At 67.8% G+C, this 24633-nt stretch carries 22 protein-coding genes; 6 read left to right on the top strand and 16 right to left on the bottom strand.

What is annotated here, in order from left to right:
* Window positions 1-3: 3 nt before the first annotated feature.
* Window positions 4-1536, top strand: coding sequence for an efflux transporter outer membrane subunit (locus tag F3J10_RS10985; RefSeq protein ID WP_161783306.1), 1533 nt, complete (start codon window positions 4-6; stop codon window positions 1534-1536).
* Window positions 1537-1602: 66 nt separating this feature from the next.
* On the opposite strand, the gene F3J10_RS10980 is transcribed toward F3J10_RS10985, so the two are convergent.
* The 4 genes from F3J10_RS10980 to F3J10_RS10965 form a co-directional block, all read right to left on the bottom strand.
* A complete protein-coding gene (locus F3J10_RS10980; RefSeq protein ID WP_025100176.1) occupies window positions 1603-2934 on the bottom strand; it encodes a type II toxin-antitoxin system HipA family toxin in 1332 nt (443 codons plus the stop codon).
* 6 nt (window positions 2935-2940) lie between these two features.
* A complete protein-coding gene (locus F3J10_RS10975) occupies window positions 2941-3204 on the bottom strand; it encodes a helix-turn-helix transcriptional regulator (RefSeq protein ID WP_205195364.1) in 264 nt (87 codons plus the stop codon).
* Between the two features lie 171 nt (window positions 3205-3375).
* A complete protein-coding gene (locus F3J10_RS10970; protein ID WP_166912584.1) occupies window positions 3376-4299 on the bottom strand; it encodes a spherulation-specific family 4 protein in 924 nt (307 codons plus the stop codon).
* Between the two features lie 173 nt (window positions 4300-4472).
* Window positions 4473-4733, bottom strand: coding sequence for a hypothetical protein (locus F3J10_RS10965; RefSeq protein WP_167242070.1), 261 nt, complete (start codon window positions 4731-4733; stop codon window positions 4473-4475).
* A 1-nt stretch (window position 4734) separates the two neighbouring features.
* On the opposite strand from F3J10_RS10965, the gene F3J10_RS10960 reads away from it, so the two are divergent.
* The gene (locus F3J10_RS10960; RefSeq protein ID WP_167242069.1) at window positions 4735-5958 is read left to right on the top strand and encodes an acyl-CoA dehydrogenase family protein; all 1224 of its coding nucleotides are present in this window, start codon (window positions 4735-4737) and stop codon (window positions 5956-5958) included.
* A 357-nt stretch (window positions 5959-6315) separates the two neighbouring features.
* The gene (locus tag F3J10_RS10955; protein ID WP_226285356.1) at window positions 6316-7104 is read left to right on the top strand and encodes a polysaccharide lyase family 7 protein; all 789 of its coding nucleotides are present in this window, start codon (window positions 6316-6318) and stop codon (window positions 7102-7104) included.
* Window positions 7105-7179: 75 nt separating this feature from the next.
* Here F3J10_RS10955 and F3J10_RS10950 read toward each other — a convergent pair whose 3' ends face one another.
* The 8 genes from F3J10_RS10950 to F3J10_RS10915 all read right to left on the bottom strand — a co-directional run bounded on the left by F3J10_RS10950 (window position 7180) and on the right by F3J10_RS10915 (window position 15555).
* Window positions 7180-7935, bottom strand: coding sequence for a hypothetical protein (locus F3J10_RS10950; RefSeq protein ID WP_084152566.1), 756 nt, complete (start codon window positions 7933-7935; stop codon window positions 7180-7182).
* Between the two features lie 130 nt (window positions 7936-8065).
* On the bottom strand, window positions 8066-9688 hold the full coding sequence (locus F3J10_RS10945) for an FGGY-family carbohydrate kinase (protein WP_167242068.1): 1623 nt from the start codon (window positions 9686-9688) through the stop codon (window positions 8066-8068).
* 40 nt (window positions 9689-9728) lie between these two features.
* Window positions 9729-10457, bottom strand: coding sequence for an SDR family oxidoreductase (locus F3J10_RS10940; protein WP_166912588.1), 729 nt, complete (start codon window positions 10455-10457; stop codon window positions 9729-9731).
* Between the two features lie 22 nt (window positions 10458-10479).
* The gene (locus tag F3J10_RS10935; protein WP_167242067.1) at window positions 10480-11739 is read right to left on the bottom strand and encodes a sugar ABC transporter permease; all 1260 of its coding nucleotides are present in this window, start codon (window positions 11737-11739) and stop codon (window positions 10480-10482) included.
* Window positions 11729-12565, bottom strand: a complete 837-nt coding sequence (locus F3J10_RS10930) for an ATP-binding cassette domain-containing protein (protein ID WP_025100167.1) — start codon at window positions 12563-12565, stop codon at window positions 11729-11731. The genes F3J10_RS10935 and F3J10_RS10930 overlap by 11 nt, the downstream gene beginning before the upstream one ends.
* Window positions 12566-12635: 70 nt before the next feature.
* Window positions 12636-13694, bottom strand: a complete 1059-nt coding sequence (locus F3J10_RS10925) for a sugar ABC transporter substrate-binding protein (protein WP_025100166.1) — start codon at window positions 13692-13694, stop codon at window positions 12636-12638.
* Window positions 13695-13878: 184 nt separating this feature from the next.
* A complete protein-coding gene (locus F3J10_RS10920; RefSeq protein ID WP_167242066.1) occupies window positions 13879-14859 on the bottom strand; it encodes an AraC family transcriptional regulator in 981 nt (326 codons plus the stop codon).
* 297 nt (window positions 14860-15156) lie between these two features.
* Window positions 15157-15555 (bottom strand): Fur family transcriptional regulator, encoded by a 399-nt coding sequence (locus F3J10_RS10915; protein ID WP_240154582.1) that lies wholly within the window; start codon window positions 15553-15555, stop codon window positions 15157-15159.
* A gap of 263 nt (window positions 15556-15818) precedes the next feature.
* Here F3J10_RS10915 and F3J10_RS10910 point away from each other — a divergent pair, with 263 nt between their 5' ends.
* The 3 genes from F3J10_RS10910 to F3J10_RS10900 all read left to right on the top strand — a co-directional run bounded on the left by F3J10_RS10910 (window position 15819) and on the right by F3J10_RS10900 (window position 19885).
* The gene (locus tag F3J10_RS10910) at window positions 15819-16481 is read left to right on the top strand and encodes a response regulator transcription factor (protein WP_166912593.1); all 663 of its coding nucleotides are present in this window, start codon (window positions 15819-15821) and stop codon (window positions 16479-16481) included.
* On the top strand, window positions 16478-17782 hold the full coding sequence (locus F3J10_RS10905) for an ATP-binding protein (RefSeq protein ID WP_166912594.1): 1305 nt from the start codon (window positions 16478-16480) through the stop codon (window positions 17780-17782). Before F3J10_RS10910 ends, F3J10_RS10905 begins: the two co-directional genes overlap by 4 nt.
* 390 nt (window positions 17783-18172) lie before the next feature.
* Window positions 18173-19885: an amidohydrolase gene (locus F3J10_RS10900; protein ID WP_167242065.1), complete on the top strand. Its 1713-nt coding sequence runs from the start codon at window positions 18173-18175 to the stop codon at window positions 19883-19885.
* Window positions 19886-19891: 6 nt separating this feature from the next.
* On the opposite strand, the gene F3J10_RS10895 is transcribed toward F3J10_RS10900, so the two are convergent.
* The 4 genes from F3J10_RS10895 to F3J10_RS10880 form a co-directional block, all read right to left on the bottom strand.
* Complete coding sequence (locus F3J10_RS10895; RefSeq protein WP_167231884.1) at window positions 19892-20680, bottom strand: hypothetical protein; 789 nt, start codon at window positions 20678-20680, stop codon at window positions 19892-19894.
* A 118-nt stretch (window positions 20681-20798) separates the two neighbouring features.
* Window positions 20799-23057, bottom strand: a complete 2259-nt coding sequence (locus tag F3J10_RS10890; RefSeq protein ID WP_167242064.1) for a TonB-dependent siderophore receptor — start codon at window positions 23055-23057, stop codon at window positions 20799-20801.
* 311 nt (window positions 23058-23368) lie between these two features.
* On the bottom strand, window positions 23369-23884 hold the full coding sequence (locus tag F3J10_RS10885; protein WP_167242063.1) for a hypothetical protein: 516 nt from the start codon (window positions 23882-23884) through the stop codon (window positions 23369-23371).
* Between the two features lie 307 nt (window positions 23885-24191).
* Complete coding sequence (locus F3J10_RS10880; RefSeq protein WP_167242062.1) at window positions 24192-24590, bottom strand: histidine kinase; 399 nt, start codon at window positions 24588-24590, stop codon at window positions 24192-24194.
* Window positions 24591-24633: the final 43 nt, after the last annotated feature.

Genomic DNA, 24633 nt, shown 5'->3' with positions numbered 1-24633 from the left:
ATGATGAAAAACGACAAGACCATCCTGCGCCTGGCCAGGCTCGCCGGGCTCAGCGCCCTGATGTCCGCGCTGCTCGCCGCCTGCGCGGTGGGCCCCGACTACAAGCGGCCCGAGGTGGCCACGCCGGCCGCCTTCAAGGAAGCGCCGACGCTGGCCGCCGGCGAGCAGGCCGGTACCTGGAAGCCGGCCGAGCCCGCCGACGCCGCGCATCGCGGCGAATGGTGGACCGTGTTCGGCGATCCGGTGCTCGACAAACTGGAGCAGCAGGCGCTCGACGCGAACCAGAACCTGAAGGCCGCGGCGGCCCGCGTCGAGGAGGCCCGGGCGGCCACCCGCGCGGCACGTTCGGCCTGGTTCCCCTCGCTCGACGCCGGCTTCGGGCCGACCCGCGAAGGCGCGTCCTCGGCCTCGCAGTTCCTGCCGCAAGGCTCGGGCCCGGTCAATGCCACGCTGTGGCGTGCCCAGGGCACGGTGTCCTACGAGGCGGACCTGTTCGGCCGCGTCGGTCGCAACGTGGAGGCCTCGCGGGCCGACGCCGCGCAAAGCGAGGCGCTGTTCCGCTCGGTGCAACTGGCCTTGCAGGCCGATGTCGCGCAGAACTACTTCGAACTGCGCCAGCTCGATGCGGACCAGGACCTCTACCGTCGCACCGTCGACCTGCGCCAGGAATCGCTGAAGCTCGCGCAGCGCCGTTTCGACGAAGGCGACATCAACGAGCTCGACGTGTCGCGCGCCAAGAACGAACTGGCGACCGCGCAGGCCGATGCGGTGGGCGTCGCGCGGCGTCGCGCGGCCTCCGAGCACGCGCTGGCGATCCTGCTCGGCAAGCCGCCGGCGGATTTCTCGTTCCGGGAAACGCCGATCGTGCCGGTTGCCGTGCGGATTCCGGGCGGCCTGCCTTCGGCCCTGCTCGAACGGCGGCCCGACGTGTCGGCGGCCGAGCGGGCCATGGCCGCTGCGAATGCGCGGATCGGCCTGGCGAAGTCGGCTTACTTCCCGAAGCTCGACATCACCGGCTCGTTCGGTTATGAAGCCAACACGCTCGGCAGCCTGTTCATGTGGTCGAGCCGCACCTTCCTGCTCGGGCCGTTCGCCGGCACGGCGCTGTCGCTGCCGATCTTCGACGGCGGCCGCCGCGCCGCGGGCGTGCAGCAGGCTCGCGCGCAGTATGACGAGCAGGTGGCGAACTATCGCCAGCAGGTGCTGGTGGCATTCCGCGAGGTGGAGGACAACCTGGCCGACCTGCGCCTGCTCGACGACCAGATCCGCGCGCAGGGCGATGCGGTCAGCGCCTCGCAGCGCGCGGCGAAGCTGTCGCGCACGCAGTACCAGGAAGGGCAGATCGCCTATATCGACGTGATCGACAGCGAGCGCTCGGTGCTGCAGTCGCAGTTGCAGGCGAACCAGCTGACCGGCGCGCAAGCCGTGTCGACGGTCAACCTGATCCGCGCGCTCGGCGGCGGTTGGGGCACGCCGGCGACCGCGGTGGGCAGCGTGCCGGCTTCGGCAGCCGCGCAGTCGGTGGCGCAGCGTTGAGGCGGTGAAGATGCGGCGAGCCGTGGTTCGGCTCGCCGCGTTGCGCATGAAACTGGAAACGGGCCTTCAGAGGCCCGTTTCCAGTTTACGGGCCTGCTTGCGCAAGCCCTCGAACACGGCGTCGGCGAGATCGGCCGGGAAATCGCGGGGCAGCAGGGCGCTGACGGTGGCGATCACGCGTGGCGTGGTCGCCACCAGGCGCTCGATGATGCGCAGCACGGTGGCCTCCGGCATGCCGCAACGTCGGCCCTGGGCAAGCCAGTGGCGGTTCAGGATCTCGTGCCAGGCATAGTGCCGGTTGGTGCCGCAAACGGCCATCGCCATGCGGATTCGTTGCGGCGCGATCTGCCCGGCCCGGCGGCCGATGATCGGATGAAACGAGAGGACGTCGTAAAGCGGCGTGGCGCGATAATCGGCACCCGGCAGGTGCGCGATGCTGAAGTTCTTGGCATGGCCGTCTGCTGCCGCCAGCAGCCAGAACACGAGCTGCGCGGTGAAGAAGTGGCGGCGGTCGTGCTCCGCCTCGACCGAGCCGGCGAGGATATCCATGCCCGTCTCGATGCCGGGGCCGCCGTCGGCCTGGTACTTGTTCAAGCCCGAGGTGCCGGTGGCCTGGCACAGGTCTTCCTGCGGAAGCCGCATGATCCAGCGACCGTTGACGGCGTGGCGACGATCGAAGCGCGCGACCACGAGCGCCTTCTGGTCCTCGAATTGCCCGATGCCGCAAGGCGCGACCGGCAGGCCATAGGCCGCGACCACCAGCGCGCAGAGCCATTCGTTCTCGACCGAGGTGCGCATGTCGGCACCGATGCCGCCGACCAGGCCGAGCGGCAGCTTCAGGATATGGGTGGTCGGCGTGCTGCCGTCGGGGCGCCACCATTGATCGCGATGCCAGAGCAGGGCGGTTTTTTCCTGGGCGCCGGCGATCGACAGGCGCAGATCGCGGCTTGCATCGTGACCGGGCGCGGGCACGCGGGGCAGCTCGCGCAGCCAGTGCGCGATGTCGGACAGGCTCAGCGGCGTGCCTGTGATCTGCTGGAGATTGTCCGGCTCCTGCCCCGGCTGCAGCAATTGCAGGGCGCCGACGCAATCGCGTCCGACCGCTTCGAGCAGGGCGAAGGGCGATGCATCGCGAGCGGAATAGCGTTGCGCGATCCTGCGCCGGATCGCGTCGCTGTCGGGCAGCAGATTATCGAAGTAGTTCGCGACGATGGCGCCCTGGTAGGGGGCATTGCCGGGCCGGAACGGCAAGGAGAGCGACAGCGGCCGGCGCTGCTCGCTGGCCAGCCAGCTCTCGGCGTAGGCGAGGCGGTCGATACCCTGTACCCGCTCCCAGTAGCCGACTTCGACGCCGTTCATCCAGAGCACCAGGCGAGTGGGGTGTGAGGCTCTCGACATCGCGGATCACCAGTTGTCGCCGGACGAGCGCTTGCTGCCGGATGGGGTTGTCGCGGCGCCCCTGGAGGGCGTGTCCTGGGGCATCTGCATGTCGCTCAGATTCATCTCGATGCCGAGCACGCGCATCACGCGGAACAGCCGTTCGAGGCTTGCGCTTGCGGGATTGGTTTCGAGCCTGGCGTAAGTCTGCTGGGTGACGCCGAGCCGCTCCGCGACATCGGCTTGCGTGAGGCCGGCGGCCTTGCGGAAGCCCTGCAGCAGTGGCCGCATCTGGCTCAGGGTCTTGAGCGGGTAGTTCACGATGAAGGGGCGCGATGCGCCAGAGGATGGCGAACGCCATCAGCATACAGCCGGCAGGCTGTAATCACAAGATACAGCCGATAAGTTGTTATTTGAAAATACAGCTTATCGGCTGTTTAGATGGACGTTGGCGCCAACGTCTCAGCGTGTGTTTCGTCCGGCAGGCTTCGTACTCGCCGTCTTGTTGGATGCCTTCGCCGCCGGCGGATTGAGCGCCGCGACGCCCGCGACTTCCTGGGACCAGTACGAAGGCAGCCCGTTGTACGGATTCGGCAGCTTCAGCGAGGTCACGTAGATGCCGCCCGCGCCGTGCGCCACGGCGAACTGCAGGTCGCCGCTCAATTGCGCGGCGCTGGTGTTGTACACGATATGGATGAAGCGGTCCGGCGAATAGGCCGCCTGCCAGGCGGCGGCGCTGTAGCTCGCGTAGTTCGCCTGCTTGTCCTCGTAGACCACGAAACGATCCGCCACCGGCAGGCTCGCGTAGATCTCCGGGATATAGGTGCCGGGATTGTTGACCACCTGGTAGCTGGCGGACAGCCCCTTGATGTAGTTGTAGAGCGATTGATAGTACTGGACGTGGGCGGCCGAACTGTCGTTCGCCATCTCGTCGATGAAGAAGCCATCGACGGTATAGAAGGCCAGATAGGTATTGATGTCGTTCGCGACATCGGACAGCGAGCGGCTTCCGTAGGAGGTATGCACGTAGGCGATGACCTTGCCGCCCGCCGCGCGAAGCTTCGAGATCACGTTCGTGTAGGCCGGATCGACGGCGGTGCCCGGGCCGCTGTTCGGGTTGACGATGGCCGTCAGCGCCACCGAGGCGGCATTGCTGGCCAGCGTGTTCCAGGCAGTCGCGCCCGAGCCCGAGGGATAGAAGTAGGCCGGCACCACCAGGTCGGCCGCCTGTGCCGCGCTGCTCGCCACGCAGAACGAGGCGAGCAGCGAGCAGGCCGCCGAGGCGAAGCGCCGGAATGCGCCCGGCGCGCGGCGGGTGCGAGCCCGGCTGCGTCGATCGATCAGGAGTGCAGGAGAAATGCCGGATGCTTGTTGCTGGATGCTCATGTTCAGCCTCGCATTTTTTCAGGTCTCGCCGCCACGTACGCGGGAGCGTCGTGCCGCTGGTGATGGGGTTCGTGCCCCTGGTTGCCGATGATTCGCTGCCTGCCGCGCCGGATTTCCCCGTCCGGTCATTCATGAATAGCAGTTTTGAAAAAGACTGCAAATCGCTGAAACCATCAAGAAGGTGCCTCTGGATCACCGTCGGGCATATCGGTTTCGGCGATTTCCATTTGCGGATTGCTTGTTGGACGGGCCTCGGCGAGCGCATCTATCATCGCGGCGAGGGCCGCCGGCTTGCGCCCCGACATCGGATTGCCGCGGCAATATCCGTGTTTACGACAGCCGGTCGGCAAGATCGAGCGTGGCGCGAGAGATAGGCGCCGCGCATCGCATTCGACCCTATTCGTCCGACCTGAAACGATCGAGAGCTTTTCCACGATGAGCGATTCCCCTTCATCCGCCACGCCACCCCATGAAGGTGCCAGCGCTGCTTCCGGCCCGTCGCTCGACGCGCCGGGCAGCTTCGGCGAGTTGATCGCCGCATTGCGCGCGAGCGCCGCCGAACGCGACCGACGCGGCGGTCACGCCGCGCGCGAAAAGGCCTGGATGTCCGCGCTCGGCCTGCAGACGCTGGCCGTGCCGCGCGCCTTCGGCGGCCAGGAAGCCGATTGGCCGATCGTCTACCAGACGATCCGCGCGATCGCGCGCGTCGACAGCGCGCTCGCGCATCTGGTCGGTTTCCAGGTGCTGCAGATCGTCAGCGTCGATGTCTGGGGCAGCGAGGCGCAGCGCGAGCGCTACCTGCGCGGCACCGTCGAGCAGGGCTGGTGGTGGGGCAATGCCGTCAATCCGCTCGACACGCGGCTGGTCGCGCGGCAGGACGGCGAGGGCTACCGGCTCGACGGCATCAAGGGCTTCTGTTCGGGCACGCGCGGCTCGGCGCGGATGACGATCTCGGCGCACGATCCGGCCACCGGCAAGCCGGTGTTCGCGGTGGTACCCACCGGCCGGGACGGCATCACGGTGCATGAAGACTGGGATCCGATCGGGCAGCGCCAGACCGACAGCGGCAGTGTCTCGTTCAATGCGGTGAGGGTGGAGGCCGACGAGGTGCTGCATCGCTCGGAAACCCCGCCCACGCCGCGCGCGACGCTGCGCACGCTGGTTTCGCAACTGGTGCTGACCAACCTGTTCGTCGGGCTGGCCGAGGGCGCGTTGGCCGAGGCGCGCGACTACGTGAGCACGCGTGGCCGGCCGTGGATTCACTCGGGCGTGGCCAATGCGCAGGACGATCCCTACACGCTGCAGCGCTTCGGCGACATGCGAGTGCAGGCGGTGGCGGCCGAGGCGCTGGCCGATCGCGCCGCGCGCAGCCTGCAGGCCGCCTGGGATCGCAAGGAGGCGCTGAGTGCGGATGGCCGCGCCGAGGTCGCGCTGGCGATCTCGGAGGCGAAGATCGTCGCGCAGCGCGCGGCGCTCGATGCCGGCGAGGCGCTGTTCGATGCCTGCGGCGCGCGCGCCACCGCCGCGCCGCTCGCGCTCGATCGTTTCTGGCGCAACGCGCGCACGCATACGCTGCACGACCCGCTCGACTATCGGCTGCGCGATGTCGGCCGTTATGCGCTGACCGGCGCCTTGCCCGAGGCGTCGATCTATACCTGAGCCCTTCTCTTCGCCTCGCGCCTTTCATCATGAATACAAGAATCGAAGGCGCGAGGCCGCTCGCTCGCAGCGATGCTTACGGCGACTTACAAGTATCGATTCCGTCACTGGAAACTATAGATTTCTATCGTTTTACAGCGTGAATCGATGGATGTAGCCTCGGAGACGTTCGGAAACCGGCGGCTGCATCGTCCTTGGCGAGCCGGTTCCCGAACGTCGGAAGCATGCAGTAGGCACGGCACCCGTCACGCGGCAGGATCGCGAGCCGGGTCGCACGACAATCACAAAAACGATAACGACAACTTGTTTGCCGCCATTCAGGAAATCAACGGTCAATCAAACAGGAGAGATGGAGACATGAAGCAATCAATGATGGCTTGCCTGGTCGCGGCCGTATTCGGCGCATGGGTGTCGGCACCGGCGTTCGCGGGCTCGCAGGAAATCCAGTCCGACCAGGCGGCGGCCGCGGCCAGCCTCAGCACCTCGGCGCCGCCGGGCTCGAACTTCAACCTGAAGCCCTGGACGCTGCAATTGCCGACGGGCTCGTCGGGCAGCGTGACGACCGTCAATGGCGACAGCCTCGCGGCCGGCTACACGAACCAGTACTACTTCTACACCGACAAGTCGGACGGTTCGATGGTGATGATGGACCCGAAGCAGGGCTGGACCACCTCGGGCTCGCAGCACCCGCGCACGGAAATGCGCGAGAACGCGACCTGGAGCACCTCGGGCACCAACAAGCTCGACGCCACGGTGACGGTCGCGCAGGTGCCGAAGACCACCACCATCGGCCAGATCTTCCAGGGCAGCGGGCCGAGCAAGCCGCTCTGCGAGCTGCAGGTGACCTCCGGCGGCGTCGCGCAATTGTTCATCGAGGACACCAACCAGGGCGGCTCGGGCCAGACCTATTCGATCGCCAATGTGACGATCGGCAAGTCCTTCACCTATGAACTGAGCCTGAGCGGCACCAAGATCACCGCGAAGATCAACGGCACGTCGAAGTCCTTCACGATGGACTCGAGCTTCGATGGCGAGAGTTTCTACTTCAAGGCCGGCGATTACGACCAGAGCGCCGTGTCGGGGACGCCGCTGACGACGCCGGGGACGGTGGTGAAGTTCTACGCGCTGAGCCTGACGCACGGTTGAGACTGAGCGGGCAAGGCTGATCCGGCGCGGCCGGCTCCCGTGGGGCGGGATTCACGGGAACCGGCCGCGCCGCGTTTACTCGGCGGGCGTTCTCGCCATCTTCCGGGCGAACGATTCGAACGCCGACACATCCGCTCCCGTCAACAAGGCTTCCGCGTCCACCATGTCGTGCGCCGTCATCGGCACCTGCTGGCAATCGATCAGATGCCGAACGCTGGGGTATTTGGACATGCGGGGCCGCTTGTAGCGCAACCGGAACAAGCGCGGCATCACCCGGTCCGGCTTGCCCAGATCGCCGATCTGCTGCACCGAGGCATCGAACCAGAAGCGGATCCAGGCCGCCTGCTTCTCGTTGCCCGGCGCGGCGATGAAGTCGGTCAGCACCAGCATCACATACGGAATATCCCGCTGCGCCAGCGTCGGCCAGCCCCACATCTTCAACACGTCCGCGTGTTCGATCGCGCCGGTGAAGCGCGTCACGTTGAACGCGGATGCCGTCTGCCGAATGGTCTGCAGGTGGCGCTGCCATTGCGCGAAGAAGCTCGCGCGCAGTTGCCTGGCGCGTTCGGTCAGCGGCGGCCCGACATTGACGGCGAGCGGATTCGGCACCGCGTCGGACACCAGCGGGCAGCGCGCGAACGGCCCCGCCGCGTGCACGAAGCGGCGCGCGTGCGTGCGATCGCGCAACTGCACCACGCGCAGCACGCCGGAGCAGAGCGGGCAGCGTGCCAGCCCGCGCAGCAGCGGCAGGTCGCGACAGAACTCGTCGACATGGACCAGGCGGTCCTCGACGGGATGCAGCGCGTATTCGAGCATCGGCCGTTCTTTCATTTCGATGACGGGAGTCGATGCCGCGCGGGCGGGGCAGCCCGCGCGACGAACCGGAACACGAAGAAACACGGTGGGATCCGGGAATCAGACACGTGTTGTGTGACAACAGGATGTTGAGCCCGGCGCCTCTTCAGCGAATCTCGCGCGCCACCCGCTGCAGCGCCTCGAAGGCCCGATAGCGTGCCGCGTGCAGGGCCGCGATCCCGCCCTCGGCGCTCGTGTAGCTGCGGCTGATCCTCGACATGCCGCCCATCGCCGAACGCAGGTCGCCATACAGGCCGCCCGCCACGCCGCCCAGCATCGCGGCGCCGAGCAGCACCGGCTCGTCGGCCTCGGTGGCGAGCACCGGCTTGCCGGTGGTATCGGCCAGCAACTGGCGCACCAGGTCGAGCCGCCCGGCGCCGCCGCTGATCACGATCTTCTCGATCGGCGCGCCGGCCGCCGCCTGGGTGTCGATGATCTGGCGCAGCCCGTAGCCGATGCTGGCCAGGCCCGCCACGTAGAGCGCGACCAGGCTGTCGATGCCGGTCTCCATGTCGAGCCCGGCGATCACGGCGCGCGCGTGCGGATCGGCGAAGGGTGCGCGATTGCCGAGAAATTCCGGTACCACGTGCAGGCCGTCGGCGAGCTTCGCGGCCGCCGAGAGTTCGCCGCCGGCTCGCTTTGCCGCCAGTTCGGCCAGCCAGGCCGGGAGGGCCAGGCCGGCTCGCTCGGCTTCGGCCTGCGCCTCGGCGGCGGCGGGGTGCATCGCGACCAGCCGCTCGATCGCGGCGCCGGCCACCGACTGACCGCCTTCGTTGAGCCAGGAACCGGGCACCATCGCCGAGAAATACGGCCCCCACACGCCGGGCACGTAGACGGGCTCGCGCGTGGTGGTCATGGTGCAGGACGAGGTGCCGAACACATAGGCGAGGCAGGCTTCGGGCTCGTGCTGCGCGCCCACCGTGCCGATCCCGCCGGCATGCGCGTCGATCGCGCCGGCGGCGACCGGCGTGCCGACCGGCAGCCCGAGCTCGGCGGCGGCCTGGGCGCTGAGGCCCTGGCCGAGCCGTGTGCCGGGTTCGACCACCTCGCGCCCGATCCGCGCGAAGCCCTCGTCGGCCAGCACGCCCAGGCCGATGCCGCGAAAATAGCTTTCGTCCCAGCGCCGCTCGTGGGCCAGGTAGGTCCACTTGCAGGTGAGCGTGCAGGTCGAGCGCGCCAGCTCGCCGGTCGCGCGCCAGGTCAGGAAGTCGCTCAGGTCGAAGAACTGCCAGGCGGCATCGAATATCGCGCGGCGGTTTTCATACAGCCACAGCAGCTTGGGCGTCTCCATCTCGGGCGAGATGCGCCCGCCCACGAAGTCGAGCACGGCGTGGCCGTGCGCGTTGATGCGCTCGGCCTGGTCGAGCGCGCGGTGATCCATCCAGACGATGATGTCGCGCTCGGCCTGTTCGGAAGGCCCGACCGGCAGCGGCTTGCCGCCTTCGCCGAGCACCACCAGCGAGCAGGTCGCGTCGAAGCCGAGCCCGGCCACCTGGGCCGGCGCGATCGCGGCCTGCGCCAGCGCCGCGCGCACCGCCGTGCAGACCGCCTGCCAGATGTCGGTGCTCGACTGCTCGACGATCGCGCCGCGCTCATGGAACACCTGGATGTCGTGCCGGGCCGAGGCGACCATCCGGCCGGACGCGTCGAAGATGCCGGCGCGCGCGCTGCCGGTGCCGACGTCGATGCCGATCACGTAGCGCGCGTCGGGGTTCGGGTGGTCCGTCATGTTTCGGGTTCCTGTCGATAGGACGTGTCGGGGCGGCCGATCAGAGATCGACGCGGGTCGGCAGGATCACGAGGTCGCGGATCGTCACGTTGGCCGGGCGCGTCAGCATGAACAGCACCGCGTCGGCCACTTCGTCCGCCTGCATCAGGCTGCCGGCGGCCAGCGCCTCGTCCATCTTCGCCTGCGGCCAGTCGTCGAGCAGGGCGGTGATCACCGGCCCCGGCTGCACCGCGCCGACGCGCACGCCGTGCTGCATCACCTGGCGCCGCGTGGTGTGGACGAAGGCCTGCACGGCGAACTTCGAGGCCGTGTAGATCGGCTCCCAGACTACCGGCACCATCCCCGCGATCGAGCTGGTGAAGATGATATCGCCGGAACGCTGGGCCACCAGGTGCGGCAGCACCGCGTGCACCGAGCGGAACGCGGCGTTGATGTTGAGGTTCAGCATGCGGTCCCAGTCGTCGGGGTTGCCTGCCACCACCTCGCCGCCCACGTAGGCGCCGGCATTGGCGTGGAAGATGTCCAGGCGCCCCGCCAGTTCGAGGATGCGCGGCAGCATCGCCGACACCTCGGCGGGCGCGAGCAGGTCCACCACCAGGCTCAGCGCGTTGGGGCCGAGTTCCTCGCGGCACGCGGCCAGGCGGTCCTCGGCACGATCGATCAAGACCACCTTCGCGCCGGCCTCGACCAGCGCGCGCGCGCAGGCCAGGCCGATTCCCGATGCCGCGCCGGTGATCGCGGCGACCTTTCCATTCAACGATTCAGACATGCGTAATTCTCCAGGTGAGGGCTCAGGCGCGGCCGTGCGAGACACGCGAACGGCGCGCGAGCGAATCGACGATCACCGCGATCGCGAGCACCGCGCCGGTGATCATGAAGCGCAGCGAGGACGACAGGTTCAGCAGGGTCAGGCCGCTGGCGATCGACTGGATCACGACGATCCCCAGCACCGCCGACCAGGCGCTGCCGCGCCCGCCGAACAGGCTGGTGCCGCCGATCACGGCCGCCGCGATCGCGTTGAGGTTGACGTCGCCGGTGCCGGCCTGCTGGCTGGCCGAGGCCAGGCGCGCCGCGGTGAGGATGCCGCCGAGCGCGGCCAGGCTGGTGCAGAGCACGAAGGCGCTGGTATAGATCGCGCCGACATGGATGCCGGCGCGGCGCGCGGCCTCGTTGTTGCCGCCCACGGCGTGCATCGAGCGGCCCCAGCGCGTGCGCGTCATCGCGTAGTGCATGGCGGCGGCCAGCGCGACGAACAGCGCGAACATCAGCGGCACGCCGCGGCCGCGATCGAGGTAGGCGACCACCAGCTCGAGCAGCACCGTGATCACGGCCGCGCGCACCAGCACGCCGAGCGCCGAGGGCGCCGAGAGCCGGGCCGCGCGGCGGCGCTCGCGGGTGCGCAGGCCGAGCAGCACCAGCGCGAGGCCGGGCAGCAGCGCCAGCCCGTGCGAGACCGCGGCCGGCAGCACCCGTTGCTGGCCGAGCGTGACCAGCGCCGAGTCGTAGGGCAGGTTGATCGAGCCGGGCGGGCCCAGCACGTAGAGTTGCAGGCCGAGGATCGCGAGCAGCCCGGCCAGGGTGGTCACGAAGCTGGGCATGCCGAGCCGGTTGAACAGCAGCGCGTAGAGCGCGCCGATCAAGGCGCCGGCCGCCAGCGCGGCGAGGATCGCGAGCGGCACCGGCCAGCCCTCGTTGACCCACAGCGTGCCGACCAGGGCCGAGGCGAAGCCGCTGATCGAGCCGACCGACAGGTCGATCTGGCCGACCATCAGCACGCAGACGATGCCCAGCGAGATCACGCCCACCGTCGAGCAGTCGAACAGCAGGTTGACCAGGTTGTCCGCCGAGACGAACACCGGGTTGAGGCTGGTGAAGACGGTCCAGATGATGATCAGGCCGGCCACCACCGGCAGCGAGCCGAGGTCGCCCGCGCGCACGCGGCGGCCGAAGGCGGCGAGCGTCTCGCCCAGGCCGCTGGCATGCGCCACGCGCACGTCGGCGCGGTCGAGCAGCGGCGCCGGCTGCGAGGCTTGGGGGCTGTCATTGCGCATGATCGTTTCCTTGCAGGGGCTGCGTGTCGAGGTGCGCCTGGCGGCGGCCGGCGCGGCGCGAGACCGCGTTCTCGGTCGCGCCGGTGATGGCCGCGACCAGCGACGCATTCGACGAATCCGGGTAGAACACGCCGTTGTTGCGGCCCAGCCGCAGCACGACGATGCGGTCCGCGACGGCACGCACGTCCTCCATGTTGTGGCTGATCATGATCACGGCATGGCCGCGATCGCGCACCCGTTCGATCAGGTTGAGCACCTCGGCGGTTTGCGCCACGCCGAGCGCGGCGGTCGGCTCGTCGAGCATGATCAGCTTCGGGTCGAGCAGCAGCGAGCGGGCGATCGCCACCGTCTGGCGCTGGCCGCCCGACAGCGAGGCGACCACGTCGCGCACGCTCGGGATGCGCGCCGACAATTCATTGAGCAGGGTCCAGGCGCGCACTTCCATGCCGACCTCGTCGAGCCGCAGCGGGCTCAGCTCGCGGCCGAGGAAGATGTTGGCGACCACGTCGAGGTTCTCGCACAGCGCGAGATCCTGGAACACCGTGGCGATGCCGAGGTCGAGCGCGGTGCCGGGATCGGACAGCGTGACCGGCTTGCCGCCGAAGTGGATGCTGCCCGAGGTGGGCTGGTGCACGCCGGCGAGGATCTTCACGAGCGTCGATTTGCCGGCGCCGTTGTCGCCGACCAGCGCGACCACTTCGCCGGCGTGGACGTCGAGCTCGATATCGCTGAGCGCCGATACCGCGCCGAACTGTTTCGAGATGCCGCGCAGGCTCAGCACCAGCTCGCCGGGTGTCGCGCGGGTCGTCGTGGAGTCTTGGTTCATGAGGCAATGGCCTGTGAGTTGCGGCGCGGGCCCGGCTGCGATGCCGGCCCGCGCGGATTGCTGCCGGGAATTACTGGCTGATGCCGAGCTTCTTGCAGCCGTCGACGTAGCGGCCGGTGCAGAGCTCCCTGGCGCTGGCGAAGCCCTTGTCGATCACCTCGGCCTTGAGATTCCTCGCCGTGATCACCGCGGGCGTGAACAACTGGGTGGGCGTCTTGTAGAGCGTGGTCTCGCCCTTGGGCGCCTGGCCCGACAGGAAGCCGACCGCCGCCTTGGCCGCCGCCGCCGCGACGATCTCGCTGGGCTTGAGGATGGTGTTGTACTGGTCGCCGGCGATGATCAACTGCAGCGCGGCATTGGTCGCGTCGTTGCCGGTCACGCTCGGCAGCGGGTTCACGCCGGCGGCCTTGAAGGCGGCGATGGTGCCGCCCGCGGTGCCGTCGTTGGCGGCCACCACGCCGACGATCTGCGAGCCGAAGCGCGTGATCTGGCCGCTGACCCATTGCTGGGCCTTCGGCGGCGCCCATTCGGGCGTGTCGAACTCGGCCAGGGTCTTGTAGCCGCTGCCCTGCAGGCCGGCGTGGATGCCGTTGCGGATCAGGCCGGCGGCCGCGTCGGTGGGCGAGCCGTTCACCTCGAGCACGCCGCCACGGCTGGCCGGCACGCCGCTGTCCTTCAGGTGCTGCACCAGCGATTGCGCGATCGACTTGCCGATCGCCTCGTTGTCGAAGGAGACGTAGTAGTCGGCCGGCGTGGCCGGGATCGGCCGGTCGTAGGCGATCACCTTGACGCCCTGGCCCTGCGCCATGTGCACCAGCGAGGCGGCCGCGGTCGAATCCACCGGATCGATCACGATCACCTTGGCGCCCTGGGCGATCGCCGAGTTGAATTGCTGCTGCTGCAGCGCCACGTCCGCATTGGCGTTCTGGTAGAGCACCTTGCAATCCGGGCAGAGCTTCTGCATCTGCGCCTTGAAGCCGGGGAAGTCGTGCTGCTCGTAGCGCGTCGAGGCCTGGTCCGGCATCAGGAACGCCACCGTGCCGGACGGCGCCGCGAAGGCCGGCGTGATGCCGCCCAGCGCGAGGCCCAGCGCGGCGGCGCCGAGGGCGAGAGAGAAGGACTGGTTCATCGTATGTCTCCGTGTTGTCGAAAATGGCCGGCTTCGGATCTGCCGTTCTGTTGCAGCGGTGTGGATCGGGCAAGCATCGGGAGCAGGCTGCGATGCTCCGTGGATGATCTGCATGACGAATCAATGGATCCGCTCGTCGAGCGGTGCCGGCAAGCCGTGCCGGCGCGGCGCGAAGCGCGCCGGGTCAGCCGAAGGCTTCGATGCCGGGCTCCTCGATCAGCGGCGGCGCGCTGGCGCCGCTCGCGCTGGCGGCGTTCAGGCGCTGCCAGGCGCGCCACCGCGACGGCGACATCGCCTTGAGCTGGAGGAACTGCCGGTTGAAGTTCGACAGGTTGTTGAAGCCGACCTGGTAGCAGATGTCGGTGATGCTCAGTTCGTCGGTCATCAGCAACTGGCAGGCGAGATTGATGCGCAGCCGGTTCACGTATTGCACGAAGGGCACGCCGGTATGGCGGCGGAAGTAGCGCGAGAAGGCGCTCGCGCTCTGCCCCGACAGCTCGGCCAATTCGGTTTCGCGCAGCTCCTGCGAGAGGTTCTTGCCGATATGCGAGAGCACGTGGTTGATGCGCGATTCGGCGTAGCGCGCCGGGTTCGCGCAGTAGGCGGCGCTGGCCAGGCGCGCCGGCGCGGGGCTGCGCACCAGCAGCTCGAACAGCGAGACGAACAGCACGATGCGGCGCATGCCTTGCGCGCCGAGCATCTCGCGCAGGATCGGCGCGGCGGCCGCGCCGGTTTCGGGGCTGAACAGCAGGCCCCAGCGCGAGGCGTCGAGCAGGGTCTCGACGCGACGGAATTCGGGGAAGGCGGCGATCACGCGCTCGACGAACTCGGCGCCGAACTGCAGCACCAGGCAGCGCTCCTCGACGCGTTCCTCGCGCGGCACGTGGCTGACCCAGTTGTGCGGCAGGTTCGAGCCGGTCATCACCAGGTTGCCGGGCGCGAAATTGCCGATATGGTCGCCGACGAAATACTTGCCCGTGGTGGCCGTGATCAGGTGGATCTCGTACTCGGGATGGAAGTGCCAGCGCACCGTGCGATAGGGGTAGCCGTGCGACCAGACCTTGAAGGATTCGTCGCGCGGCACCGCCACCAGCTCGAGGTCGGGCTGGGCGAACTCGCCCGGCCGCCCGGCCTCGTGTGCATCCTCAATCCGCATCGCCTTCATCTGTCCTGGTCCTCCGGCACCGCCACGTCTGCCTTCCCGCGTGTCTCGCCGCGCCGTGGCGCGGATCGGGGCTGCCGCCCGATGCATGAAAAATAGCCGTGGCGGGGCCTGGCGGCCACTGAAAATAAGACCGTTTACCGATACTTTTTTGCATTCGGGTTAGCCCGTAGCCGGGCCAAGGTCAACTTTCGTGCAATGCGGCGGGAACAGGGAAAGCGGGGAGCGAACGCCCGGAAAGGGCGCCGGAGGGAGGCGGGAGGAACGATGCCGGCGGCGGCCAGGCGCGCCGGCCGGGGCTCAGTGCCGGCCGCCGAGGCGCTGCTGGCAGGCGCCGCAGATGCCGAACACGGCGTGGCTGTAGCTGAGGTAGCGGAAGTCGTGAGCCGAGGCGATGCTTGCCTGCTGGGCCTCGAACTCGGGATCGTGGATGTCCTGGATCGCCTCGCAGCGCGTGCAGACGAGGTGGATGTGCTGCTGGCCGCGATTGAGCTCGTAGATCACCTTGGCCATGCCCAGCGAGGAACCGAGGATCAGCGAGGCGTCCTGCAGCGAACCCAGCGCGCGGTAGATGCTCGACAGGTTGTAGGGCTCGTCGCGCTCGCCGAGCTGGCGGAACACCTGGTCGGCGGTGAAATGGGCGGTCGGCTCCTCGTGGAACAGCCGGTAGACCGCGATACGCGTCGCGGTCGGCCGCATATGGGCCTTTTTCAGATCCGAAAAAATCGCATTCATGGGCAGCCGGGCGGTGGACGCGGCGCGCCTCTGGAATCGGGCGCGCCGGGCCGAGGAAGCATGACCGGCCAGACTTAGCTGAAAAATAGGGACGAATTGAAAACAGGGCCATCATCGATGCCGCAGCGGGCGAGGGGAATTGCGGTAAATTCGCGCCTGTAGCCTGGGAAGGCGGTGGATTGCAGCCGCCGGCGAGGGCATCCATGAACGCACGGGGGATCGGGCCGATGAGGGTATTGCTGGTCGAGGACGACGAGATGATCGGCGACGAGATGGCCGGCGCGCTGCGCGACGCCAGCTACGCGGTGGACTGGGTGCGCGACGGGGCCGGGGCGATCGCTTCGGTGCGCGCGCAACGTTATGACCTGGTGCTGCTCGATCTCGGCTTGCCGAAACAGGACGGCTTCCAGGTGCTGGCCGCGATCCGCGGCGCCAACAATCCGGTGCCGGTGGTGGTGGTGACCGCGCGCGACGCGGTGGAGGACCGCGTGCGCGGCCTCGACAACGGCGCCGACGATTACGTGCTGAAGCCTTTCGAGATCACCGAATTGCTGGCGCGAATCCGCGCGGCGGCACGACGCGGCGGCGGCACGGCCGCGCCGGTGCTCGGCAACGGCGTGGTGTCGCTCGATCCCGCCACCCACGAGGCGCGCGCGGGCGAGCGCTCGGTGCGCCTGTCGAGCCGCGAATTCGCCCTGCTGCATGCGCTGCTGCAGCGGCCCGGCGCCATCCTCTCGCGCACCGAGCTCGAGGATCGCATCTACGGCTGGAACGAGGAGGTCGAGAGCAACGCGGTGGAATTCCTGATCTATTCGCTGCGCCGCAAGCTCGGCAGCGAGACGATCCGCAACGTGCGCGGCGTGGGCTGGATGGTGTCGAAGAACCAATGAAATATTCCCTGCAATTCCGGCTCTCGGCGTGGCTGTCGGTGATGGTCCTGCTGGCGGCCCTGGTGGCCGGCCTGGCCTCGTTCTTCGCTTCCTTCCACGAGGCCAACGAGTTGCAGGACTGGCAGCTCGAACAGGTCGCGGCGATGATGACGCCGCAGGTGCTGGCCGAGATGGAGCGAGGCGGCATCGTCGGCAAGCGGGTGAAGGCCGTGCATCGCAAGCCCGAGCTGGTGGTGCAGCGGCTCGATGCCGGCGGCGGGACGCTCGCGCTGCCGGCTTCGCTGCCCGACGGCGTGCAGGACGTGAACGTGGCCGGCGTGGACTGGCGGGTGGTGGTGCGCACGCTCGACGCCGGCACGCGCGTGGCTGTCGGCCAGCAGACGGCCGGCCGCAACGACGTGGCCGAAAGCAGCGCGCTGGCCACCACCGCGCCGCTGATCGTGTTCGTGCCGGTGCTGGTCCTGGTGCTCGGCTACGTGGTGCGCCGCATGCTGGCGCCGCTGCGCGCGCTGTCGGCACATGTGGACGGACGCGACAGCCGCGATTTGTCGAGCCTGTCCGATGCGGGGCTGCCCGACGAGATCCGGCCGTTCGTGGTCGCCCTGAATCGCTTGCTCGATCGCGTCGGGCAATCGGTGGCCGCGCAGCGCCGCTTCATCGCCGATGCGGCGCACGAGCTGCGCTCGCCGCTGACGGCGCTGTCGCTGCAGGCCGAGCGGCTCGAGCCGCTGACGCTGGCCACGCCCGCGCACGAGCGCGTGCTGGCCTTGCGGCGCGGGCTGGCGCGCGGCAGCGCGCTGGTCGAGCAACTGCTGAACTTCGCGCGCGTGCAGGACGCGCCCGATGCGGCCGATCAGCGTCTGTCGGTGGCGCAGCAGTGCCGTGCCGTGCTGGAGGACTTGATGCCGCTCGCCGATCGCCGCCGCATCGATATCGGCGTGGTCGCGCTCGACGAGGGCGAGGTGCTGGCCCGCCCGCTCGACCTGCGCATGCTGGTGCGCAACCTGGTCGACAACGCGATCCGCTACACGCCCGAGGGCGGCCGCATCGACCTGGCGGTGCGCGCCGGCGAGGACCATGTCGAGCTGTCGGTGGCCGACAGCGGGCCGGGAATCGCGCCGGCCGAGCGCGAGCGCGTGTTCGATGCGTTCTACCGGATCGTCGGCAACGAGGCGATCGGCTCGGGGCTGGGGCTGGCGATCGTGCGCACCATCGTCGAGCGGATCGGGGCGCGCATCGAGCTCGGGGATGTCGAGCCGAGCGGGCTGCGCGTGACGGTGAGCCTGCCGCGCGCGCGGTGAGCCGATGGCCTTGCCGATGCCGGCGTATCGAGCTCGAACAAGTCTCGCCTGTCAAATTTTTCTAATTCCAGTATTCCGGTGATTCTCATTAATTGAGTCATCGGGTTCCTGTCTTGCGCAGCAAGGTTCGCGCTCGGGATGCCGTCAACGGCGTATTTCTTCCGCGGGATTGATAATGCCCGGCGGCCGGCCTGGCTTGATGGCGGCGCGCATTTCGATGCTTCGTCTCAAGACGTTGAAACGAAACAAATCACCGCGCCGTCACGCTGCTTTTATTCTTGCTCGAATCTCATTCGCGGAATTCTTCCGATTCCGTTTCTTGCATGTTTTCGCTTCCCGTTTTCAGGTGGAATGGCCGGACTTTATCCACTGATCACTGGCGAGAGAGGCATGAAGATGAATCAGCGTAGGGCCTATGTGAACGGGAAATTCCATACGCAGGACGACGACAATCCGATGGCGCAGGCGGTGATCGTGATCGACGATCGCTTCAGTTTCGTCGGGTCGAACGCCGAGGCATTGAGGCGGATCGGCGACGGGGAGGTGATCGATCTCGCCGGGCGCTGCGTGATTCCCGGCCTGAACGACACGCATACACACGGCATTCGGCAGGGGCTCAATTTCGCGCTCGAACTGCGCTGGGACGGAGTGCGCACGCTGGAAGCAGCGCTCGCGATGCTGCGCGACTACGCGGCGATCGCCCCTCCCGGGCAATGGATACGCGTGGTGGGCGGGTGGTCGCTCTCGCAGTTCGAGGAAAAACGGCTGCCGACCATCGAGGAGATCAACGCGGTGTCGCCCGATGTGCCGGTCTATGTACTGCATGTCTACGATCGCGCCTGGCTCAATCGCGCGGCGCTCGACGCGCTCGGCATCGACGAGCATTACTACGAGACCTGGCATGCGGGGCACCTGGTGCGCGACGATCGCGGCGTGCCGACCGGGCTGGTGCTGGCGCGTCCCAATGCATTCCCGCTCTACGCGCTGCTGGACATGGCGCCGAAGCTGGACCGGGAGGGTCAGCGACGCTCCACGCGGCAATACATGCAGGCGCTGAACGCGCTCGGCGTGACCAGCTTGCTCGATTGCGCCGGCGGTTTCCTGAACTACCCCGACGACTACAACGTGATCACGGACCTTCACGCCACGCAGCAGCTCACGGTCCGGATGGGATATCAGTTGTTCGCGCAACGGCCCGGCAAGGAACTCGAGGATTTCAAGCGCTGGAATGACATCAACGGCAGCGGCAGGGGCGACAGTTACCTGAAATGCATCGGCGCCGGAGAGATGCTGGTGGCGTCGGCCTACGACTACGAGGATTTTTCATTTCCACGCCCGACGCTGGCGCCACAGATGGAAGGCGAACTGCGCCCGGTGCTCGATTTCCTGTTGTCCAACGGCTGGTCGTTCCGTTTCCATTGCACCTACGACGAGAGCGCCCGGCGCCTGCTCGACGTGATCGAGAGCGTGGCCGGCAGCGAGGAGCTGGGCAAGCTGAACTGGATTCTCGATCATGGCGAAACCTTGAGCGAACAGACCATCGAGCGAGTTGCGCGTCTGGGCGGCGGGATTTCGTATCAGAACCGCTTGCCGTTCCAGGTACGCGAGTTTCGAGAGCAGTATGGCGAAGCGGCCTTGCGCGAGGCCATGCCGGTGCGCAAGATGATCGCCTCCGGCGTGCCGCTGGCCTCCGGCACCGATGCCACCCGCGTGACGAGCTACAACCCCTGGTTCTGCATCCACTGGCTCGTCACCGGGCTGGGGATGGGCGGCGAGCGGATCTGGAACGAACGGGATTGCCTGACGCGCGATGAAGCGATTCGGCACTGGACCCGCAATGGCGCCTGGTTCAGCCGCGACATCGGCGAGAAGGGCATGATCAAGGCCGGTCAACTGGCGGATTTCGCGGTCCTCACCCGTGATTTCTTCGAGATCGACAGCGACGAGATTCCCGAGCTGGGCAGCGTGCTCACCGTGGTCGGAGGGCGAATCGTCCATGGCGACGAGGAATTTTCAGGTAGTTCAGAAATCGAGGTACCCCGGATCGAGCGCGAATCCCCCGTCTATCACTTTGGTGCACCGGGCATGCCGGCCGTGGCCTGAGCGAGCTCAGGCGCGCGCGCCGCTTCCCGCCGCGCGTCGCGGAACCAGCAGCACGCAGGCCACGATGAAGACGGCCAGCAGCGCGGTGGCGTAGAAGCGGCTCAGTTCCAGCCCGCCCTGTGCCACCGGCTTGTCGAGCCAGTCGCCCAGCGTGGCGCCTAGCGGGCGCGTCAACACGAAGGCCGCCCAGAACAGCGCGGTGCGCGACACGCGCGGCCACAGCATCAGTACCGCAACCAGCGCCAGGCCCGCGCCGAAGATCGCGGCGCCGGTCTCGTAACCGAGGCCGAGGCCGCCGAGATCGTGACCGGCGACGAAATCGCCGAGCGCGGTGCCGAGCGTCTGCGAGAACATGATGGTGGCCCAGTAGAACCATTCGGCGCGTGCGCCGGTCACGCTGCCCACCGAAACCGTGCCCTCGACGCGATACCAGGTCGCCAGGCTCGCGGCCAGCAGCGCGACGATGATCGACACCCCGCCCGCATAACCGAGCCCGAGCGAGCGATCGCAGAAATCGGCCAGCGTGGTGCCGAAGGTGGTGGTGGCGATGATGGTCGCCCAGTACAGCCAGGCGTTGAAGCGCGAGGCACGGACCTGGGCGGCGACCAGCACCACGAAGGCCGCGAGGAAGATCAGCGAGCCGACCAGGTAGCCGAGGTCGAGGGACATGGTGACCCAGTCGCCGCCGGTTTCCCCGAGCGTGGTGGCCGCGATCTTGATGATCCAGAAGCCGAGCGTCAGCGCGGGAACCTTGCTGATCGCGTGCTCGGCCGTTTGTGCTGCCTTGGCGTGCATGCCTGCCCCTTTGTTCGCTTGATTGGAAAACGAAACGCAAGGGTAGCGAGCGGCGGCTTAACGGAGGATTAAGGTGGCGGCACCGGGAAGTCCTTCGGCTTCCCGGTGCATTCCCGGCTTACTGGTAGAGGTTCAAGGTCAGCATCGCCGAGCGGCCCGGCGCCCAGGCCGCGTAGATCGGGTAGGCGGTGGCGTAGTACTTCTTGTCGAAGATGTTCTGCACGTTCAACTGCAGGTCGATCGACTTCGTCACGTGGTAGGTGGCGGCGGCGTCGAAGCGTGCGTAACCCGGCGTCCACTTGCGTGCGGTGGCCGACACCGAGGCGTAGGTCAGGCTCGACACCGTCGCGCCGGCGCCGAGCGTGAGCTTGGGCAGCGCGTCGTAGCTGGTCCACAGCGTGAAGTTGTGCTTGGGCACCATCACCATCGGCAGGCCCGAGGCGGTCGGGCTGCCGGCGCCGGCGTTGGTGGTGACGGCGTTCAGGTAGGAGTAGCCGCCGAACAGGTGCCACTTGCGCGTGACGTCGCCGGCGAAGCCGAACTCGAAGCCGCGTACGCGCTGCGAGCCGGCATTGACGGTGTGGCCGAGGCCGTCGGAGACACGCGCATTGGTCTTGTCGGTCTGGAACAGCGCGGTGCTCAGCGACAAGCGCTGGTCGAGCACGTCCCACTTCGCACCCACCTCGATATTGCGCGAGCGCTCCGGCGAGAGGTCCTGGTTGGTGGCGGTGAGCTGGTCGTTGCCGCCGCCGATGCCGGCGTTCGCGCCGGGCGGATTCGACGAGGTGCCGTAGGAGGTGTAGAGGCTGAGCGTCTCGACCGGCTTGAACACCAGCCCGAACTGGTAGCTGAACAGGTTCGCGGTATTGCTCAGGTCGGCCACGCCGGCCTGTTTCGCGCGCACGTCGTAGCGGTCGTAGCGCAGGCCCGCGTTGAAGCGCCAGCGTTCCGAGAGCCGGACCGTGTCGAACAGGTAGGCCGAGGCGACGTCGGTGCGCGTGTTGGTGGTCGCGCCGGGAAAGCCCTTGTCGCCGTTCAGGACCAGGTTGCCGATCCAGGGATTGTTGGGGTTCCAACTGCCCAGCGGCGTGCAGTTGAAGGCCACCGAGCAGGGGCCGCCCGAGCGGATGTTGTTGCCGTTGACGTCGCTCACGAGGTACCCCTCGTAGCGGCTCTGCTCGTGACTGAATTCGATACCGCCCGTCAACGTGTGCTCCATGCCGAACAGGGTGGCACGGCCGGTCAGCTCGGTCTGGTTGGCGATGCTGTTGGTTGCGTACTTGCCGCTCTTGGCCTGCAGGCTGATGGTGTTCGAGTTCGGCGAGGTGAGTTGCGGATTGGTGGCCACGTAGTCGAGCGTCGAACGGCCGACCATGGTGGTGTTGCGCAGCTTCCAGCCGCCCTCCAGGCGATGCTCGACGCGCACCTCGGCCGTATCGGTCTGGCCGTAGCGGTAGTCGCGCGTGTTCAGGCCGTAGAACAGCCCGCGATCGGACGGCACCGGCGTGCCGCTGGCGCGGAACGGCACGCTGAAGTCGGGCATGTCCCAGGAGTTCAGGTGGTAGTAGCTGACGGTGACCTGGGTCGGCGTGTTCAGGCCGAAGGTGACCGACGGCGCGATGCCCCAGCGCTTGCTGTAGACGTCGGTGCGGCCCGCCTGGTCGCTGTCGTGGCCCATCACGTTCAGGCGCACGGCGGTGGTGTCGTCGAGCTTGCGATTGACGTCGAGCGTCGCGCGCTTGTAGCTGTCGGTGCCGAAGCCGAGGCTGGCATTGGTGAAGTTGTCGTTCTTCGGCGCCTTGGTGACGATGTCGATGCTGCCGCCCACCGAGCCGCGCCCCGCGTAGACGGAGTCGGGGCCCTTGACGACGCTGATCTGCTCGATGTCGAAGGTTTCGCGATTCTGCACGCCGGAGTCGCGCAGGCCGTCGACGAAGATCGAGTTGCGCGATTCGAAGCCGCGGATCACCGGCCGGTCCGCCGAGGGATTGGCGGCCGCGTCGCCGCCGAGGAAGGTGATGCCGGGCACCGTGCGCAGCGCGTCGGCGAAGGTGGTCACGTTCTTCTCGCGGATCACTTCCTCCGGGATCACCGTGACCGAGCGCGGCGTGTCGAGCAGCGGCGCCGTGAACTTGTAGGACGGCAGCGTGCGCGTCTGCATCTGCGCTTGCGCGGTCACCGAGATCGCGGGCAGGGCGCCGCCGCGAATAGAAGAGGACTGCGAAGCGTCGTGCGAAGGCGAAGCAGCGGGCGCGGTGCCGGCCGACGGGGGCGCGGCCGGGCTGGTTTGCGCGGCGGCAAGGAGCGGGGTGAACAACGCGGAACAGGCGAGGGCCGATACGAGGACGCGAGGCCTCGTGCGAAGAGCGGTGGACATGGGCGAGAGAGCGTTATCGAAAGCGGTTTCGTCGAGCCGGATGTTCGACTGAATATTGATATTAATGAGAATGATTCGTGATTGCGTTCCGGATTCTAGTGACCTCCTCGTGCTTTGTAAATGAATGCTTTCAAAAATCCTGGGGTTTGTTGACGAGTGCGAAACCGTGACGCGGTGCGCTGTCGTGCCGGATCGAGGGAATCGAGCGAGCGGGACGAATCGTCATATCGATGCGCGGCGCCCGGTGTCGATCACGGATGAATCATTGATTTGTTCGTGATGCATGGCGCGGATGGACGAGATACCGACAATCACGGGCTGCCGGTTTGCAGGCGGTTCGCCGGGGCGGGCAGCGAGGGCAGGTTCAGCGATCGCTCGGCGCGATGGTAGGCCGCCAGGAAGGCCGGTGCATCGTCGCGCACGGCACCCATCCAATGCGCCAGTTCCTGTTCGCAGCCATCGTCGTCCGGATCCTGGAAGCAGCTCGAGTTGGCCGGCATCTGCTGCGCCGACCAATACAGTGCGAACAGGCTCATCCGGTCGGCCGGCGCGAGGTGCAGGCTGCCGTCGTTGCCGTCGGTGAGCCATTCGCGGATCGCGGCCGCCAGCCTGGCCTCGGTTTCATCCTCGGCATAGTTCAGGCCGTGCGTTTGATCCGCGCGGGCCTGGGCGAGATCGCGGCTGGCCACGGCGACCACGAAATCGATCGCGCGCGGCGCGCTCGCGTAGCCGGCCGGCGGGGTGCTGCCCAGCACGATGCCGGCCGGAAGCAGGGCGGCGGCGCAGGTCAGGGCGGCGAGCAGGCGGCGAAACGGAGCGGATGTCATGAGGCAGGAGCGGGATGAGCTGGCTGGCCACCGAAGACCCGGAAGGCGGAGGTGGTCACTCGAAGCGAGCCAGCGTGGCGGCCGAAACTTAGAGAAAAAACAGGGCCGGATATGCGGGCGGCCGGCAGGGGTCTTAACGGGCTGTTAACTTCGCTTCCGGCATGCTGGCGACATGAGCCGATTGGGCTCCCGTCCACGTGGAGTGATTCGGACGGCGTCCCCCTTGACGATCCCGTTTCACTCTTTTCGACCCGGCCATGATGGCCGGGTCTTTTTTCTTCCAGTGTGCTCGGTGGGCAGGGTGGACTCAGGGTTTGCCGCCGGCGCCGTCCATCGCCGCCAGCAGATCGGCCAGCGCCTGCCGGCAGGCGACAGCATCGGGCCGGCTTGCCCGCAGGGCGGACAGCGCGCGGTCGATCGCATCGTCCACGTGATGCCAGTCGGCGGCGTCGCGCGGCTTCAGCGAAGGCTCGGCATCGTCCCAGCGCGTTTCGAGGTCCTTGATGCGCAGCTTCGCGTCCGGCAGCCTGCCGGCCTCGACCAGCTTCGAGGTATCGACGACGATCGCGCGAAAGCCGGACAGATCGCCGAGCCGCGAGGCGGCGGCAGCCTGTGCGGTGGCGATCGGCGAGAGAGGCAGGGTGACCGCGGCGCCGAGCGATATCGCAACGGCGAGCAGGGGGGCGGATAGTTTGCGGATAGGCATGAGAGGAATCCTGATGAAGTGAATGAACGGGTGGGCGGATGAA

This window comes from Burkholderia sp. Cy-637, assembly GCF_011753175.1.
Lineage (GTDB): Bacteria > Pseudomonadota > Gammaproteobacteria > Burkholderiales > Burkholderiaceae > Burkholderia > Burkholderia gladioli.
The sequence above is the reverse complement of the archived record's forward strand: the minus strand, read 5'-3'. Positions and strand labels throughout refer to the sequence as shown.

Bases quoted from the DNA above. Each gene is read 5' to 3' on its own strand.
- F3J10_RS10945 (WP_167242068.1), bottom strand. From the start codon at position 9,688: ATGACGGACCACCCGAACCCCGACGCGCGCTACGTGATCGGCATCGAC.
- F3J10_RS10985 (WP_161783306.1), top strand. From the start codon at position 4: ATGAAAAACGACAAGACCATCCTGCGCCTGGCCAGGCTCGCCGGGCTC.
- F3J10_RS10950 (WP_084152566.1), bottom strand. From the start codon at position 7,935: ATGAAAGAACGGCCGATGCTCGAATACGCGCTGCATCCCGTCGAGGAC.
- F3J10_RS10960 (WP_167242069.1), top strand. From the start codon at position 4,735: ATGAGCGATTCCCCTTCATCCGCCACGCCACCCCATGAAGGTGCCAGC.
- F3J10_RS10955 (WP_226285356.1), top strand. From the start codon at position 6,316: ATGAAGCAATCAATGATGGCTTGCCTGGTCGCGGCCGTATTCGGCGCA.
- F3J10_RS10880 (WP_167242062.1), bottom strand. From the start codon at position 24,590: ATGCCTATCCGCAAACTATCCGCCCCCCTGCTCGCCGTTGCGATATCG.
- F3J10_RS10975 (WP_205195364.1), bottom strand. From the start codon at position 3,204: ATGCGGCCACTGCTGCAGGGCTTCCGCAAGGCCGCCGGCCTCACGCAA.
- F3J10_RS10935 (WP_167242067.1), bottom strand. From the start codon at position 11,739: ATGCGCAATGACAGCCCCCAAGCCTCGCAGCCGGCGCCGCTGCTCGAC.
- F3J10_RS10890 (WP_167242064.1), bottom strand. From the start codon at position 23,057: ATGTCCACCGCTCTTCGCACGAGGCCTCGCGTCCTCGTATCGGCCCTC.
- F3J10_RS10895 (WP_167231884.1), bottom strand. From the start codon at position 20,680: ATGCACGCCAAGGCAGCACAAACGGCCGAGCACGCGATCAGCAAGGTT.
- F3J10_RS10970 (WP_166912584.1), bottom strand. From the start codon at position 4,299: ATGAGCATCCAGCAACAAGCATCCGGCATTTCTCCTGCACTCCTGATC.
- F3J10_RS10930 (WP_025100167.1), bottom strand. From the start codon at position 12,565: ATGAACCAAGACTCCACGACGACCCGCGCGACACCCGGCGAGCTGGTG.
- F3J10_RS10915 (WP_240154582.1), bottom strand. From the start codon at position 15,555: ATGCGGCCGACCGCGACGCGTATCGCGGTCTACCGGCTGTTCCACGAG.
- F3J10_RS10920 (WP_167242066.1), bottom strand. From the start codon at position 14,859: ATGAAGGCGATGCGGATTGAGGATGCACACGAGGCCGGGCGGCCGGGC.
- F3J10_RS10925 (WP_025100166.1), bottom strand. From the start codon at position 13,694: ATGAACCAGTCCTTCTCTCTCGCCCTCGGCGCCGCCGCGCTGGGCCTC.
- F3J10_RS10980 (WP_025100176.1), bottom strand. From the start codon at position 2,934: ATGTCGAGAGCCTCACACCCCACTCGCCTGGTGCTCTGGATGAACGGC.
- F3J10_RS10910 (WP_166912593.1), top strand. From the start codon at position 15,819: ATGAGGGTATTGCTGGTCGAGGACGACGAGATGATCGGCGACGAGATG.
- F3J10_RS10905 (WP_166912594.1), top strand. From the start codon at position 16,478: ATGAAATATTCCCTGCAATTCCGGCTCTCGGCGTGGCTGTCGGTGATG.
- F3J10_RS10900 (WP_167242065.1), top strand. From the start codon at position 18,173: ATGAAGATGAATCAGCGTAGGGCCTATGTGAACGGGAAATTCCATACG.
- F3J10_RS10940 (WP_166912588.1), bottom strand. From the start codon at position 10,457: ATGTCTGAATCGTTGAATGGAAAGGTCGCCGCGATCACCGGCGCGGCA.
- F3J10_RS10885 (WP_167242063.1), bottom strand. From the start codon at position 23,884: ATGACATCCGCTCCGTTTCGCCGCCTGCTCGCCGCCCTGACCTGCGCC.